This window comes from Rhodococcus sp. 27YEA6, assembly GCF_044908235.1.
Taxonomy (GTDB): domain Bacteria; phylum Actinomycetota; class Actinomycetes; order Mycobacteriales; family Mycobacteriaceae; genus Rhodococcus_F; species Rhodococcus_F qingshengii.
The window spans coordinates 294768-309922 of sequence record NZ_JBIYCY010000005.1; the positions used below are offsets into that span (position 1 = coordinate 294768).

The 15155-nt window shown below is 64.6% G+C and carries 16 protein-coding genes; 1 reads left to right on the forward strand and 15 read right to left on the reverse strand.

The window, feature by feature from the left end; genetic code table 11:
* Positions 1-33: 33 nt before the first annotated feature.
* The 9 genes from ABH939_RS16190 to fmt form a co-directional block, all read right to left on the reverse strand.
* Positions 34-507 (reverse strand): PH domain-containing protein, encoded by a 474-nt coding sequence (locus ABH939_RS16190; protein WP_003944987.1) that lies wholly within the window; start codon positions 505-507, stop codon positions 34-36.
* Complete coding sequence (gene ribH / locus ABH939_RS16195) at positions 504-1001, reverse strand: 6,7-dimethyl-8-ribityllumazine synthase (RefSeq protein ID WP_003944999.1); 498 nt, start codon at positions 999-1001, stop codon at positions 504-506. The genes ABH939_RS16190 and ribH overlap by 4 nt, the downstream gene beginning before the upstream one ends.
* Positions 998-2272 carry a bifunctional 3,4-dihydroxy-2-butanone-4-phosphate synthase/GTP cyclohydrolase II gene (locus ABH939_RS16200; RefSeq protein ID WP_003944833.1) on the reverse strand — a complete coding sequence of 425 codons (1275 nt, stop codon included), beginning with the start codon at positions 2270-2272 and terminating at the stop codon, positions 998-1000. Before ABH939_RS16200 ends, ribH begins: the two co-directional genes overlap by 4 nt.
* A 110-nt stretch (positions 2273-2382) precedes the next feature.
* Positions 2383-2991, reverse strand: coding sequence for a riboflavin synthase (locus ABH939_RS16205; RefSeq protein WP_003944892.1), 609 nt, complete (start codon positions 2989-2991; stop codon positions 2383-2385).
* Positions 2992-2996: 5 nt separating this feature from the next.
* Positions 2997-4049 (reverse strand): bifunctional diaminohydroxyphosphoribosylaminopyrimidine deaminase/5-amino-6-(5-phosphoribosylamino)uracil reductase RibD, encoded by a 1053-nt coding sequence (gene ribD, locus ABH939_RS16210; protein WP_003945026.1) that lies wholly within the window; start codon positions 4047-4049, stop codon positions 2997-2999.
* Between the two features lie 8 nt (positions 4050-4057).
* The gene (gene rpe / locus ABH939_RS16215; RefSeq protein ID WP_030536417.1) at positions 4058-4741 is read right to left on the reverse strand and encodes a ribulose-phosphate 3-epimerase; all 684 of its coding nucleotides are present in this window, start codon (positions 4739-4741) and stop codon (positions 4058-4060) included.
* A 64-nt stretch (positions 4742-4805) separates the two neighbouring features.
* Positions 4806-5153, reverse strand: a complete 348-nt coding sequence (locus ABH939_RS16220) for an MmcQ/YjbR family DNA-binding protein (RefSeq protein WP_003944924.1) — start codon at positions 5151-5153, stop codon at positions 4806-4808.
* Between the two features lie 40 nt (positions 5154-5193).
* Positions 5194-6642 carry an RsmB/NOP family class I SAM-dependent RNA methyltransferase gene (locus ABH939_RS16225; protein ID WP_003944903.1) on the reverse strand — a complete coding sequence of 483 codons (1449 nt, stop codon included), beginning with the start codon at positions 6640-6642 and terminating at the stop codon, positions 5194-5196.
* Positions 6639-7562 (reverse strand): methionyl-tRNA formyltransferase, encoded by a 924-nt coding sequence (fmt, locus tag ABH939_RS16230; protein ID WP_007727991.1) that lies wholly within the window; start codon positions 7560-7562, stop codon positions 6639-6641. Before fmt ends, ABH939_RS16225 begins: the two co-directional genes overlap by 4 nt.
* A gap of 288 nt (positions 7563-7850) precedes the next feature.
* On the opposite strand from fmt, the gene ABH939_RS16235 reads away from it, so the two are divergent.
* On the forward strand, positions 7851-8057 hold the full coding sequence (locus ABH939_RS16235) for a hypothetical protein (protein WP_003944900.1): 207 nt from the start codon (positions 7851-7853) through the stop codon (positions 8055-8057).
* 57 nt (positions 8058-8114) lie between these two features.
* On the opposite strand, the gene ABH939_RS16240 is transcribed toward ABH939_RS16235, so the two are convergent.
* The 6 genes from ABH939_RS16240 to rpoZ form a co-directional block, all read right to left on the reverse strand.
* On the reverse strand, positions 8115-9134 hold the full coding sequence (locus ABH939_RS16240) for an esterase/lipase family protein (protein WP_404649808.1): 1020 nt from the start codon (positions 9132-9134) through the stop codon (positions 8115-8117).
* Between the two features lie 94 nt (positions 9135-9228).
* Positions 9229-9897 (reverse strand): PadR family transcriptional regulator, encoded by a 669-nt coding sequence (locus tag ABH939_RS16245; RefSeq protein WP_370852745.1) that lies wholly within the window; start codon positions 9895-9897, stop codon positions 9229-9231.
* A 172-nt stretch (positions 9898-10069) separates the two neighbouring features.
* Positions 10070-12088, reverse strand: a complete 2019-nt coding sequence (locus ABH939_RS16250) for a primosomal protein N' (RefSeq protein ID WP_404649809.1) — start codon at positions 12086-12088, stop codon at positions 10070-10072.
* A 25-nt stretch (positions 12089-12113) separates the two neighbouring features.
* Positions 12114-13328, reverse strand: a complete 1215-nt coding sequence (metK, locus tag ABH939_RS16255) for a methionine adenosyltransferase (RefSeq protein ID WP_003944827.1) — start codon at positions 13326-13328, stop codon at positions 12114-12116.
* A gap of 188 nt (positions 13329-13516) precedes the next feature.
* The gene (gene coaBC, locus ABH939_RS16260) at positions 13517-14815 is read right to left on the reverse strand and encodes a bifunctional phosphopantothenoylcysteine decarboxylase/phosphopantothenate--cysteine ligase CoaBC (RefSeq protein ID WP_003944888.1); all 1299 of its coding nucleotides are present in this window, start codon (positions 14813-14815) and stop codon (positions 13517-13519) included.
* Positions 14812-15111 (reverse strand): DNA-directed RNA polymerase subunit omega, encoded by a 300-nt coding sequence (gene rpoZ, locus ABH939_RS16265; protein ID WP_003944996.1) that lies wholly within the window; start codon positions 15109-15111, stop codon positions 14812-14814. Before rpoZ ends, coaBC begins: the two co-directional genes overlap by 4 nt.
* Between the last annotated feature and the right edge of the window lie 44 nt (positions 15112-15155).

Consider the following 15155-nt stretch of genomic DNA (forward strand, 5'->3'; position numbering starts at 1 on the left):
GCAGGATGCGGGCACCGAACCGGTCGGAAGACGTCAGTTGCTCTTGTGCGCGACCGGTGCGTAGCGGTCGGCCAGTTCGCGGAACTTACCGACCGTGTCGACGGCGTACTCGCGGTCGTTGGACTGGATCGCCATCACTGCCATGTACTCGTCGTCGGGCAACTCGATGCGTGCCCAGGCGGCACCGTCGGGGAACGAGAGTCCCTCGAACAGATCCCAGTCGACGATCTTCTCGCCCAGGATGTTTCGTACGGCGATACCCTGCTTGCCCACCTTGACCCGGGGCCGCGTCAACATCAGCACACCGAGAGCCAGAATGGTGCCGATGCCTGCCATCGCGATCTGGTCCGCGGCACGGAAGTACACGCCGGTGGACCCCTGGCGGAGCAGGAGTGCAAGTGTGACGTGAACGATCACCAGGAGGACGGCAACTCCGATCGCGTATCGCGTCGACTTACGCGGTGACGCGATCAGTTCCCAGTTCTCGTTGTCGCCGGGTGTACTCATCGAAACGAATCCTCGGTCCATGGTGCTCGGAGATGGCGCAGGGTCACTGCGGTGTCCAGTGCGGCGGCGCAGGCCTGTGCGCCCTTGTCCTCGACGCTACCCGGCAGACCCGAACGGTCAAGAGCCTGCTGCTCGGTGTCGGTGGTCAGGACACCGTTCCCCACGGGGGTGCTTTCGTCGAGGGAGACGCGTGTGAGGCCCGCGGTGACCGCGTCGCACACGTACTCGAAGTGCGGCGTACCGCCGCGGATGACAACACCGAGTGCGACGACGGCGTCGTGCGTGCGCGCCAATGCCTGCGCAACGACCGGCAGTTCGATCGCGCCGGCGACACGGACCAGTGTCACGTCCTTGATCTGTGCCTCCTGCGCGACGCGCTGCGCGCCGGCGATCAGAGCCTCGGAGATCGTCGCGTGCCACTGCCCGGCAACGATCGCCAGCTTCAGATCCTTGGCCTCGGCGATCGCGAGCTGCGGCTGACCTTCCCCGCTCACAATGCGGTTCCCGGCTGTGCGGTGTTCTGGTTCGCCTCGTACTCGTCCAGTCCGATCAGATCGTGCCCCATCCGATCGCGCTTGGTGCGCAGGTAGGTGAGGTTCTCCGCATTCGCGCGCAACGGCATCGGAACACGATCGGTGATCTGCAGGCCGTAGCCGTCCAGACCCACACGCTTGGCCGGGTTGTTGGTCAGCAGACGCATCGACGAGATCCCCAGATCGACGAGGATCTGGGCACCGATGCCGTAGTCACGGGCGTCCGCCGGTAGGCCGAGTTCGAGATTGGCGTCGACGGTGTCGGAACCGGCGTCCTGGAGCTGGTAGGCCTGCAGCTTGTGCATGAGACCGATGCCACGACCCTCGTGCCCGCGCATGTACAGAACAACGCCGCGGCCCTCCTGGGCGACCATGTCCAGTGCGGCGTCGAGCTGCGGGCCGCAATCGCACCGCAGCGAACCGAAGACGTCGCCGGTGAGGCACTCGGAGTGAACGCGGACGAGCACGTCGCTACCGTCTCCGTCGGGGCCTGCGATGTCGCCACGCACCAGCGCAACGTGCTCGACCTCGTCGTAGATGCTCGTGTAGCCGACAGCGGTGAACTCACCGTGGCGGGTGGGGATGCGGGCCTCGGCGATGCGCAGCACGTGCTTCTCGTGCTTGCGACGCCACGCGATGAGGTCCGCGATCGAGATCAGAGCAAGGTTGTGTTCGTCGGCAAATACTCGCAGCTCGTCGGTCTGAGCCATCGCGCCTTCGTCCTTCTGGCTGACGATTTCGCAGATGACGCCGGCAGGACGCAGGTCCGCCATGCGGGCGAGGTCGACTGCAGCTTCCGTGTGGCCAGGACGACGCAGTACTCCGCCTTCCTTCGCGCGGAGCGGAACGACGTGACCGGGGCGAGTGAAATCGTTGGCACCGGATTCGGGGTTGGCGAGCAGACGCATCGTCGCAGCGCGGTCCGACGCCGAGATGCCGGTACCGATTCCCTCACGGGCGTCGACCGTGACGGTGTACGCCGTGCCGTGCTTGTCCTGGTTGGTGGCGTACATCGGGGGCAGGCCCAGCCGATCGCAATCGTCACCGTCGAGCGGCACGCACAGGTAGCCGGAGGTGTACCGGACCATGAACGCCACCAGTTCCGGGGTGGCTTTCTCGGCGGCGAAGATGAGGTCGCCCTCGTTCTCGCGATCCTCGTCGTCCACGACGACAACAGCTTTACCTGCAGCGATATCTGCTACTGCGCGCTCGATACTGTCGAACCTGGTCACGTGCTCGCACTCCAAAGTCTTGACTTTTCACATCATCGAATACAACAAGTGCATCCGACGGATGCACTGACAACCCTACGACCAATCGGACGGGTCCGATCAGCCTGGTCCTACCGACCGGCAGAGTGAAGCCGCTCGACGTACTTCGCGATCACGTCCACCTCGAGGTTGACCGGCGTACCGACCACAGCGGTTCCGAGCGTCGTCAACTCGAGCGTTGTCGGGATCAGCGAGATCTCGAAGTACTCGAACCCGCGGTCTCCGCCCAGCGCGGAGACCGTCAGCGAGACTCCGTCGACGGTGATCGAACCCTTCTCCACGACGTAACGGGAAATGGAGTCGGGCAGTGCGATCCGCACTACCTCCCAGTTCTCGGACGGCGAGCGGGAAATGACGTGGCCTGTTCCATCGACATGCCCTTGAACCAGGTGGCCGCCGAGTCGGCTGTTCAGCGCCGCGGCACGCTCGAGGTTGACGCGAGAGCCGACATCCAATTTCGCCAGGCTCGAGCGGTTCAGGGTTTCCTGCATGACATCTGCGGTGAACGAACCGTCGGCAAGCACGTCGACCACCGTCAGGCACACTCCGTTGACCGCGATCGAATCACCGTGGCCGGCGTCGGAGGTGACCAGTGGCCCGCGCACCGTGAAACGTGCAGCATCGACCAGTTCTTCCTTGGCGACGATTTCGCCGAGTTCTTCCACAATTCCTGTGAACACGCGCCCTACTCCTCGTTCCCCGGAGCAGAACTCTCCGGAACCAGACTCAACAAAATATCGGGGCCGATCGTTACCGCAGACTCCAAACGGAATCGGTGGGCGTCGGTGATGGTGTGCACTCCGGCATCGACGAGTGCGGAGGCGCCCGCGCCGAGCAGGATCGGAGCGATGTATGCCTCTATGACGTCGACATATCCGGCGGCAAGGAATGCTCCGGCCAGACGGGGCCCACCCTCGAGAAGTACGTCCGTGTACTCCCCCAACGCCTCGACTACTTCGTCGACGTTGTCGGTGTTGAGCACCAGAGTCGGTGCGGTGTCGTCGAGAATGCTTGCCGTCGAGGGTATTTCGCGCTTTCCGACGACGACGCGAACGGGCTGGTGCGCCGCGAGCTCACCGGTGGGCTGACGTGCGGTCAGCCACGGATCGTCGGCGAACACGGTGCCGGTACCGACCACGATCGCATCGATCTGCGCTCGCTGCGCATGCACGCGCGCCCTCGCCTGCGGACCGGTGATCCACTGACTCGTTCCGTCCTCGGCGGCGCTGCGTCCGTCCAGACTGGCCGCGTACTTCCACGTGATGTGCGGGCGACCGGTGCGCTGTTTGTGCAGCCAGGCCCGCAGTGGACCAGCTTCCACCTCGGGTGCTCTCAGTCCGGCCGTGACGCTGATTCCAGCGCGCATGAGCGTCGCTGCGCCGCCGGAAGCCTCGGGATTGGGATCACCGACGGCGTAGACAACCGCCGAGACTCCGGCGTCGATCAATGCCTGTGAGCAAGGGCCGGTTCGCCCCTGGTGATTGCACGGTTCCAGTGTCACCACGGCCGTACCGCCACGTGCCGCATCGCCGGCCTCGTCGAGAGCCACGACCTCCGCGTGCGGTCCACCGGGCGGTTGCGTCATACCGACGCCCGCGATGGTTCCGTCGGCAGCGAGGATGACCGCGCCGACCGGTGGGTTGGGGCTGGTGAATCCGCGCGCGGAATCAGCTGCGGCCAGCGCGATCTGCATCGCGGCGTCGAGATCAGCCGTCGACGCCTGTCCACCCTTTGCCATCGAGCGGCTCAGACCGACAGCGTCAGGTGCGGCGACGCCGAGGCGGCCTGCGCGCGCAGCTTGCGCACCGCCTCACCGGGATCACTCGCTCCGTACACCGCCGAACCGGCGACGAAGCAGTCGATCCCTGCTTCGGCGGCCTGCTCGATCGTGGAAGCGTTGATGCCGCCGTCGATTTCGACAAGGAGCGTCAGCTCACCCGAGTCGACGAGCTTTCGAACTGCGCGTGCCTTGTCGAGCACCTGAGGCATGAAGGACTGACCACCGAATCCGGGTTCGACGCTCATGATCAAGAGGGTGTCGAAGTCCTCGAGGATTTCCAGGTAGTCGTCGATCGGGGTTCCAGGCTTGATGCTCAGCCCCGCCTTGGCACCAGCTGCACGAATATCGCGGGCAACCGAACGCGGATCGTCGGTGGCCTCGGCGTGAAACGTGACGTTGTACGCACCGGCCTCGGCGTACGGCGGCGCCCAGCGCTCCGGATTCTCGATCATGAGATGGCAGTCGAGCGGAATATCCGTCGCCTTCAGCAGACTCTCGACCACCGGCAGACCCAGCGTGAGATTGGGAACGAAATGCGCGTCCATCACGTCGACGTGAAGCCAGTCGGAGCCGGACACGGCAGTCGCTTCATCAGCGAGTCGAGCAAAATCTGCGGACAGAATGGACGGTGCAATCATCGGGGAAGCCACGACGCCGAGTTTAGCTGTGTCTCATTGCCGACCGTGCATGCACATCGGAGCCGGTGAAATCCGATCAGTTCTTGACGACGGTGTGGAGCTTTCGCACCTTGGCCGGTGCCTTGATACGCCACGCGTCTTCGAGCATCTCACCCAACTGCACCTCGTCGATCAGTTCGAGGTGCACCAGGATCGAGCCGTGCCCGTGATAGTGATCGGTGGTGAAGAAAGCCGCCTCGCCACTGGCGAGTAGCGCCTCCTTCTCGTCCAGACCGCACATCACGACCAAAGCACCCTCCGCTTCGGTGCGGAGCCGCGCAAAAGTTTTACCTGCCACCTTGAGTGCCGGGGTGTTGTACGAGGTCGACTCTTCCACGGAGGGAAGAGCCGAACCCAGTACTACAACCTGTTCCCACGTAACCATGTAGGCACCATACGACTACCGATGCCCAGAAGTCATCCGATCAGGCCAGCGGCTTGCGCAAAGCGGCCATGAACATAGCGTCCGTGCCGTGTCGATGCGGCCACAACTGAACCGACGATCCGTCTCCGACGTCCGGGACACCTGGCACCAATTCCTTGGTGTCGAGTTCCACGACGCCGTGACGCCGCACCGCATCGGCGACCACTGCCAGCGTTTCCGACAAGTGCGGCGAGCACGTGGAGTACAGCACCACTCCGCCGGGGCGAACCAGTTCGATTGCGGCAGCAAGCAATTCACGCTGCAACTTCACGAGCGGAGCCACATCGGACGGCTGGCGACGCCAACGTGCCTCCGGGCGCCGACGCAGCGCACCCAACCCGGTGCAGGGAGCGTCGACGAGGATGCGGTCGTATCCGGGTTCGAGCCCGGATTCGCGGCCGTCCGCCACGTGTACGTCCACGGGAAGCTCGCGAGTGGTCTTGCGAATCAACTCGGCACGGTGTTCGACGGGCTCGACGGCGTCGAGTCGCCCGCCTTCGATACCGGCGAGAGCGCCGAGAAGCGCTGCCTTACCGCCCGGACCTGCGCAGAGATCGAGCCAGCGTCCGGAGTCTTCACCTTCGAGAGGAGCAATGCTGAGGGCGCGGGCCACCAGCTGACTGCCCTCGTCCTGCACGCCCGCCAAGCCTTGGCGGACCGCCTCGAGCTGTCCGGGGTCACCGCCGTCGAGATGCACGGCGTACGGCGAGTACGGCCCGATCTCGCCGCCGGTCACCAGTGCTAGCTCCTCGGCGGAGATCTCGCCGGGGCGGGCGACGAGGTGTACTGCAGGGCGGGCGTCGTCGGCGATCAGGACGTCTTCGAGTTCACCGGCAGCAGCGCCGAGCGAGTCGGCAAATACCTGCGCGATCCACAGGGGGTGAGCGTGCTCGAAGGCGAGCCGGCCGACCGGGTCCTTCGGGGCCAGCAGCTCGACCCACTCCTCCTGGGTGCGTTCGGAAACACGGCGCAGGACCGCATTGACGAATCCTGCTCGGCCCTGGCCGTTTTCGGCGCGGACCAGATCGACCGAGGTTGCGACGGCAGCGTGCGGTGCGACACGAGTGCGCAGCAATTGGTACGAGCCGAGTCGGAGTACATCGAGCAGCGTTCCGTCGATCTCTTCGATCGGCCGACCCGCTGCATGGGCGATCACCGCATCCAGCAGTCCCTGAGCACGTGCCGCGCCGTATGCCAGTTCGGTTGCCAGCGCAGCGTCGCGTGCGTCGAGTTTGCGGTCACGCAGGAGCCCTGGCAGAACCAGGTTCGCGTACGCGTCACGCTCACGGACCGCGCGCAGGACGTCACGCGCCGCCAGACGCGGTTGATCGAGCCCGGCGGTTGCCGGATCAGGCCGCTTGGCCTGCTTCGGCTTGGTGTTCTTGGCGCCGCCGCCGTTCTTGGCTCCGGGACCCTGTGTCCGCCGTGCCGGTCGTCGTGATTCGGTCACTGTGCTCGTACCTCCGCGTCGAGTCGGGCACCGCGTGCCCAGTCCCCTGCCGACATCAATTTCTTGCCCGGGGGCTGAATCTGCCCGAGTCGCACCGCGGTGGTCGCGGTACCGATGTACAGACCATCCTTGCGTACCGAGATCTCACCGACTGCCAGGGTCTCGTCCGTGACGGTGATCGGGCCGACCTTGACTCGAAGATCACCGATCATCGTCCATGCCCCGGGTGCGGGTGTGACGGCTCGGATATGCCGGTCCACTGTGCGAGCGGGCAGTTCCCACCGCACGCGGGCCGCGTCCACCGTCACCTTGGGGGCATACGAGACGCCGTCGGCAGACTGCGGAACCGCGTTGATCTCGCCGGCCTCGAGTCCGTCGAGTACCGATTCGAGGAGGGCAGCGCCGTTTTCCGCGAGACGTCCGAGCAGGTCGCCCGCCGTATCGGTGTCGCGAATCCGCTCGGTCATCACTCCGTACACGGGGCCGGTATCCATCCCGGCTTCCAAACGGAACGCGCTCGCACCCGTCACCTCGTCACCGGCACTGATCGCGGCCTGCACCGGCGCGGCGCCGCGCCACGCGGGAAGCAACGAGAAATGCAGATTGACCCAACCGTATTTCGGAATGTCGAGGACGTTCTGTGGCAACAGGTTTCCGTAGGCGACGACGGGTGCACAGTCCGGTTCGAGGCGGGCGAGTTCGGCCGCGAAGTCGGGATCGGACGCCTTGGCCGGCGTCAGCACCGGGATGCCGTGCTCGTCGGCAAGCAGACCGATCGGCGATCGGGTGACTTTTCGACCGCGGCCCGCCACAGCGTCCGGACGCGTGACGACAGCTACCACTTCGTGGTTGGCGGATTCGATGAGCCGACGCAGTGAAGGAACCGCGGGTTCGGGTGTTCCGGCGAACACGACGCGCATGTCAGCTCTCCCGTTTCGTTGGGCTCTTCGGACTCTGATCAGCCGATCGGCCTGTCGAACGCGGTGGACTGCAACTCACGAAAATGCTCCCGGATGTGTCGGTGGGTGGAACTGTCAGTCTAAGGACTGCGAGAGCTACGACCTACCTCGCGCCGCACCGAACCACTTTCTCAGCAATTTCTTTGATCAGAACCCTGCACATTCACAGGTCCTCGGTATTGACTGTTTCTGTCGTCGCCACTCGGCGGAGGCTGATACGGGATACACCGATCACACGGAGGAACTTAGATGGCAGGCATCGACAGTAAGTTCGACAAGGCCTACGCAGGAAAGTCCGTCGAAGAATTGGCGGACGCCCCGGTCGCGGCACTCAACGGCGTAAGCGATTCGGACGCAGAACATTTGAAGGCAGCGTTCAACATCAAGACCGTCCGCGACCTCGGAACGAACAAGTTCTTCCTGTGGGCGCAGGCCACTGCCAAGCTCGCCGAGTAAACATCCCGACCCACGTGATCTCGGTGCTCACGAGTTAGCAGCTCACGAATTTGCAGCTCACGAATTTGCGTCGATGACCACTTGCGGAATATCCGTGCCGAGCGGCACCACGCTGCACGAAGCGTGCCGCTCGGCATCGGGGTCGAGGACCGTCCGGATGACGTCGATCACGTAGGGGTCGTACGGCATGCGGAAGTGGCCGGTCAGGTTAGACGGGCACAGATCCTGGAGGACGATGTTTTCTGCACCGGCACCGCGGAGCGCGATGTTCGAGGACGGCTGGATCATCTCGTCGACAGTGGACCCGATGGTCGTGTAGCGCACTCCGGGTACGGTGTCACCGCCGGCGTTGAGGGTGTTCAACATATCCGACCCTTGCATCTGCTCGCGGACAGCTCGCGAAAAGACGTCTTCGACAAAGTCTTCTCCGCCGGGGATCGCACGGACAATGGGAACCAACCCGAACATCACCCCACCGTATGTCGGCGAAGCCAAACCGACCCAATGATCGACGTAGGCGTCGCCGCCCATCTTGTTGACGTAGTACCGCGTCACCGTCGCGCCTTGGGAATAGCCGATCACGTCGACCTTGTCCGCGCCGGTCGCGGTCAGCACCTGATCGACGAAAGAACCGAACGCGGTGGCACTACCGACTATGTCGCCGACGCCGTAGGTCTCGTGTGCGACGTCCCCGTCTACTTCTTTGATCGCACCGCCGTAATTGAGGGCGAAGACGCAGTAGCCGTCAGCTGCCAGTGCCGGCGACAGGGCCGCCCAATCCGCGTACGCCTCGGTGTCGGTTCCGTGGGCGAGTACAACCGGTCGGGGATGCGTGGCGGAAGGCTCACAGCCGAAATCGTTCGATCCGGCAGGTGCGGATGCTGGATGAGCATGCGCATATGCCGTAGCAACGGAACGGGTCGCCTGACCCGGACCGACGTCGAGAGGAACGGCCATCGCGTCGGCACTCGCAGACGGAAGCGTCGGTGCGGCACCCGATATAGCCGGCGGTGCTCCGATCAGCAGCGCCACTGCTACCGAAAATGTCAGTCCCACAGACCGTTTGACGCCAGACATTGTTCCTGCTCCTGCTCTGATCCTACGAGGGAGCTGACCGTAACACCAGAAACTTCGAGGCGCATACCCTACCGAACAGTAGGTATCCGACGTCTCAATTGCCGCCTTCATCGGCGTCATCACCGGCAAGCACTCGGTAGAGCGATTTGCGCGCCTCGACAAGCACGTCGGCTGCGGCCTTGACCTGCGCTGGTGTGCCTACAGCAGCCACTTGACCGGCCGCGCCCATCAGCTGGCCGATCAGTTCTCGAAGGTCCTGCTCCGGCTCCCCTACGCTGAGACGAACGTCATCCCACGGCGCCCCGAGATCGGCGCGATGTTCCTCGACGTACGCGACGCCTTCTTCTGTCAGCTTGGCGGTCTTGCGGCCGGCAACCTTTTCGATGATCACCAGTCCTTCGTCCTCGAGTTGGGACAGCGCGGGATAAATGGAGCCCGGACTCGGCTTCCAGACGCCGCCGCTGCGCTCGACGATCTGCTGAATCAATTCGTAGCCGTGCATCGGCTCTTCCGCGATCAACAGCAGAATCGCAGCGCGCACATCTCCTCGACGACCTCGTCCGCCACGTCCTCGCCCGCGACCGAACTGAGCGCCCGGACCGAAGCCGGGGCCGGGTCCGCCGTCTGGACCGAAACGCCCCCGCCGATGGCCTCTGCGTGGCATGTCACCGAAGCCCGGCCGCTCGTGCGGTCGACCGCGTCGTCCACCGTCTCGATCGCCGGGACCATCGCCCGACGCGCCGTCGTCCGTCGGCACCCACATCACAAATGGTGGCCGTTGCTCACGGCCGAAACCGCCGAAGAAACCGCGCCGGCCGAACATCCCCTCGTTCGGGAAACTTGCATCCATCGTCGAACCTCCATCACTATCGTTGATAGTTCGACGATATATCGTCATATCGGGTAGCGCAAGGATTCCTCCGACAACTCGAAACTCAGCCGATGCGGCGTGGGTCGATCTGAATGCGGACCGGACCCGAAGACTTCCGCGCACTGCGCGCGGCCCTCGCATGTGCCAGAGCGTCCGCAAGGCCGCGACCGTCCTTGCGTGCAACGCGGACCAGCATTCGCTCCGGCGCGACACCGCTCTCGTCCTCACCGGAATACGGAAGCCTCTCCCCCGCAGGCAGTTCCACTGGTCCGAGCAGTACAGCACTTGCCGGCAGATCAGCTGAATCCACCAACTCCGCAATTGCCGCGGATCCACCGTCGATCGCAGCCATGTGAACGGCCGGAGGAAAGCCGACCTCGTCTCGCTCCTCGAATTGAGACTGTGCGTGCCCCACTGGATCCCATCGGACCAACGCCTGCACCGTCGGGATACCCGAGTCTGCGACAACCACAACTTCACCGCCTTCGGACAGCGGAATCACCATGGCAGCAGCCGACATCCAGCGTCTGAGTGTTTCCTCGGCGGCGCGAAGATCGGGCCGGCCGAGCAGTGCCCAGCCGTCGAGCAAGAGCGCGGCGCCGTAGCCGCCGGTCATCACCGGCTCCGCACCCACTGTCGAGACCACCAACGCGGGCCCGTGTGGCAGTTCCTTGACCACATCACTGCCCCCGGACAGAACAACTTTCACACCGGGAAACGCCCGCCCGAGTTCTTCGGCGGTCCGGCCGGCACCGACCACCACTGCGCGCAACGCTTTCGCCCCGCACGCGTGACATCGGTAGGCGGCATCGGCAACCCCGCACCAGCGGCACGCCGGTGTCCCGGCGCCGTCGGGACCTGCCGCAGCGGGAAGAGCCAGTGGGCCGTTGCACCGACGGCACCGTGCCGGGGCACGGCACTTTCCGCAGGCCAGGGTCGGTACGTACCCCCGCCGAGGCACCTGCACCAGGACTCCGTTGCCCTCACCCAGAGCGCGCCGGGCGGCCGCGAATGCAATAGCGGGCAAACGAGCCGCTCTGGCTCCCGGATCGCGGGCCAAGGCTTGATCGCTGTCGGCAAGCGCGGTGATCTTGGGTGCGTGGGCACGAACGACGTCCCGCGTAGCGACCAGATCGTGCGCCCATCCCGAGTCGACGAGTACCTGCGCTTCCGCCGTACGGGAGAACCCACCGATCACGACGGCGCACCCGGCGACGTAGCCACGCAGGACGGCAACTTCGCGGGCATGTGGATACGGCGACCGCGGCTCGGACAAGTTGTCGTCGCCGTCGTCCCAGACGACGACAAGACCGGTCTCGGGCGTCGGCGCAAAAACAGCACTCCGCGTGCCGACGACGATCCGGGCGGTCCCGCGCAGTGCAGCGAGCCACCTCCGATATCGCATGGCCGGCCCCAGGCCCGCGGACAGACCTACCACCGCATCCGCTCCGGAGAGTTCGGTACAAGCGGCGACGACGCGGTCCAGGTCGCGTTGATCGGGCACAACCAGGATCGCGGATTTACCACTTGCCGCTACGGCCCCGGCCAGTTCGGCCAGGCGCAGTGGCCAGTTTTCACCAGGCAACGCCTGCCAGACCGCACGTGGGCTTTTCGACTCGCGAATCGCGGACAGGAAGGCGTCACCGAATCTGTAGAGATGCCAACCATTTTCGATCGGTTCAGGAGCGGACGGCGGCTCGGCGGGCCCCCACGGTTCCGCCTCGACCTTCGCGTGCCGCGGCGGTACCGCCAAACGGAGAACATCGGCGCGGGTTCCGGCATAACGCTCCGCCACACGATCGACGACTTGCGCGATTTCGGCCGTCAAGACCCGCTCGGACGAGATGACGCGTTCGAGCCAGCCGAACTTCCCCTGATGGTCACTGGTCGCCTCGCGCGAGACGATGAAACCGTCCACCAGACGACCAGCGAAGCGGATGCGCACCCGGACTCCGGGCTGCGCATCCGCTTCGAGTTCACGAGGAACGAGGTAGTCGAATTCACGGTCGAGGTGAGCGAGCGGGAGCATCGGCAGCACCCGGGCGACCGGATCGACTTCTGCCGCTACTCTTTCCGCGCCCACCCGCGCCCCGTCTGTACGTCAGTGATCAGAGACCAGCTGCGCTGCGCAGCTTGTCGGCGCGATCGGTGCTCTCCCACGGGAGGTCGATATCGGTGCGACCGAAGTGACCGTATGCCGCCGTCTGCGCGTAGATCGGGCGCAGCAGGTCGAGGTCGCGGATGATCGCTCCCGGACGCAGGTCGAAGATCTCGGTGATCGCCTTCTGGATCCGTGCCGGATCGGTCTTCTCGGTGCCGAAGGTTTCGACGAAGAGTCCGACCGGAGCTGCCTTGCCGATGGCGTAGGCGACCTGAACCTCGATGCGGTCGGCCAGACCTGCGGCAACAGCGTTCTTGGCCACCCAGCGCATGGCGTAGGCAGCGCTGCGGTCGACCTTTGACGGGTCCTTGCCGGAGAACGCGCCGCCACCGTGGCGAGCCATTCCGCCGTAGGTGTCGACGATGATCTTGCGGCCGGTCAAACCGGCGTCACCCATCGGGCCACCGAGGACGAACTTTCCCGTCGGGTTCACCAACAGACGAACATCGGAGGTGTCGAGATCGGTGAGGTTGACGTCGGTCAGCACCGAGTGAAGCACCTTCTCGCGAAGATCGGGCGTCAACAGGTTGTCGAGGTCGATGTCAGCGGCATGCTGGGTGGAGATGACCACGGTGTCGAGACGGACAGCCTTGTCACCGTCGTACTCGATGGTGACCTGGGTCTTGCCGTCCGGGCGCAGGTACGGCAGCACGCCGGACTTACGGACCTCGGTCAACCGGCGAGAGAGACGATGAGCCAGCGCGATGGGCAGCGGCATCAGTTCCGGCGTGTCGGTGGTGGCGTAGCCGAACATCAGGCCCTGGTCGCCCGCACCCTGACGGTCGATCTCGTCGTCGCTGATTCCGTCGACGCGAGCCTCGTGCGAGTGATCGACACCCTGCGCGATCTCGGGCGACTGGGCGCCGATCGCGACGTTGACGCCGCAGGAGTTACCGTCGAAGCCCTTTGCGGAGCTGTCGTAGCCTATTTCGAGGACCGTGTCGCGCACGATCTTCGGAATGTCCGCGTACGCAGTGGTCGTGACCTCACCGGCTACGTGAACCTGGCCGGTGGTGACCAGTGTCTCGACGGCCACGCGGGCGCGCGGGTCCTGGGTGAGCAGCGCGTCGAGGATCGAGTCGCTGATCGCGTCACAGATCTTGTCCGGGTGCCCCTCGGTGACGGACTCGCTGGTGAATAGCCGACTGCCGGACTTGCTCACAGATCTCCCTCTCGACGACTGAGTTCTTGACTACAGCTTATTGAAGTATCCGAATCACCGTTCGGTGACCGTTTTGTCATGCTTTGTTAGCTGGGGGCTGAGCCGACGATAACGGTTGGACCGCCTGCGCAACACCCTTGTACTCACCCGATTATCGTGGGGTAACTCTCACCACCGGGCGCGTGTCGCTACTCGGGAAAAAGCTTGACCAGGGCGTCGAGTACTCGACTGGCCATCAAAGCCTTGGATCCGTGTTCGAGAGCGGACTCCGAGCCGTCGGAACCGAGCAGCCAACCGTCGTTGTGATCGACCTCGAACGCCTTGCCCTCGCCGACCGCATTGACCACGAGGAGATCGCAACCTTTGCGGGCAAGCTTGGAGCGGGCATAGGTGAGTACGTCACCATGGGCGTCACCGGTCTCAGCGGCGAATCCGACGATCACCGTTCGAGCATCCAAGTCGCCGTCACGACGCGCTTCGACGAGACCGGCGAGGATGTCGGCATTTCTGGTGAGGCTGATCGAGTCGGGTTCGTTTGCGCCCTTCTTGATCTTGCTGCCTTCGACGGTGGTGGGGCGGAAGTCCGCGACAGCCGCAGCCATGACGACTCCGTCGTGTCCCGGTGCGTGCTTTTCCACTGCCAACCGGAGATCTTCGGCCGTCTTGATGTGCACGACGTCGACAGCGGCGGGGTCGGCGAGATCAGCCGTGTACCCGGCGATCAGTGTCACGTGCGCGCCGCGTTGCGCGGCAAGACGGGCGAGCGCGTAGCCCTGCTTGCCCGAGCTGCGATTACCGAGAAAGCGCACGGGATCGAGCGGCTCGCGAGTACCGCCGGCGGTGACCAGAATGCGGCGACCCTCCAGGTCGCGCGGCAACGCGTCCGAGCGCTCGAGGAGCAACGATGCCAACCCGACGATCTCGTCGGGTTCGGGAAGTCGACCGGCTCCGGTGTCTTTCCCGGTCAAACGCCCGGAGGCAGGTTCGATCACGTGGACGCCGCGCGAACGCAGTGTCGCCACGTTCGAGACCGTTGCGGGGTGCTCCCACATCTCGGTGTGCATTGCTGGGGCGAAGACGACCGGACAGCGCGCGGTCAACAAAGTGGCCGTCAACAGGTCGTCTGCGCGACCCATGACCGCTCGCGCCATCAGATCAGCGGTTGCCGGCGCGATGACGACCAGATCGGCTTCCTGTCCGAGACGGACATGCGGAACCTGCGGGACGTCGTTGAAGACGCCGGTGTGAACCGGGTTGCCGGAGAGTGCTTCGAACGTCGCGCGCCCGACGAACTCCAGAGCGGATTCAGTCGGAATCACGCGGACGTGATGACCGCTCTCGGTGAAGCTGCGGATGATCGAGCACGCCTTGTACGCGGCGATACCCCCACCGACACCGACGACAATGCGCTTACGTATCGATGTGGGCGCGTCGGACACTCCCCCGACACCCGAACGAGGTTCGGGTGCGGCAGATGTGGTGCTCACTCGCCTTCGGTGTGCTCGAGGAGATCAGCGTGGATTTCACGCAACGCGATGGACAGCGGCTTTTCCTGCAGACCGGGCTCGACCAGAGGTCCGACGTATTCGAGGATGCCGTCACCGAGCTGGTTGTAGTAGTCGTTGATCTGGCGCGCGCGCTTGGCCGAGTAGATGACCAGGGCGTACTTGGAAGAGGTGCGTTCGAGCAACTCGTCGATCGGCGGGTTGGTGATGCCGAGCGGGGTGTCGTAGGCAGGCAGAGCGCCCTGACCTGCTGCGGACGCGGCTGAAGTGCTGCTCACTCTTGTGTCTCCTGAATTAGATCTTCATTGAAGAACTAGTTTTA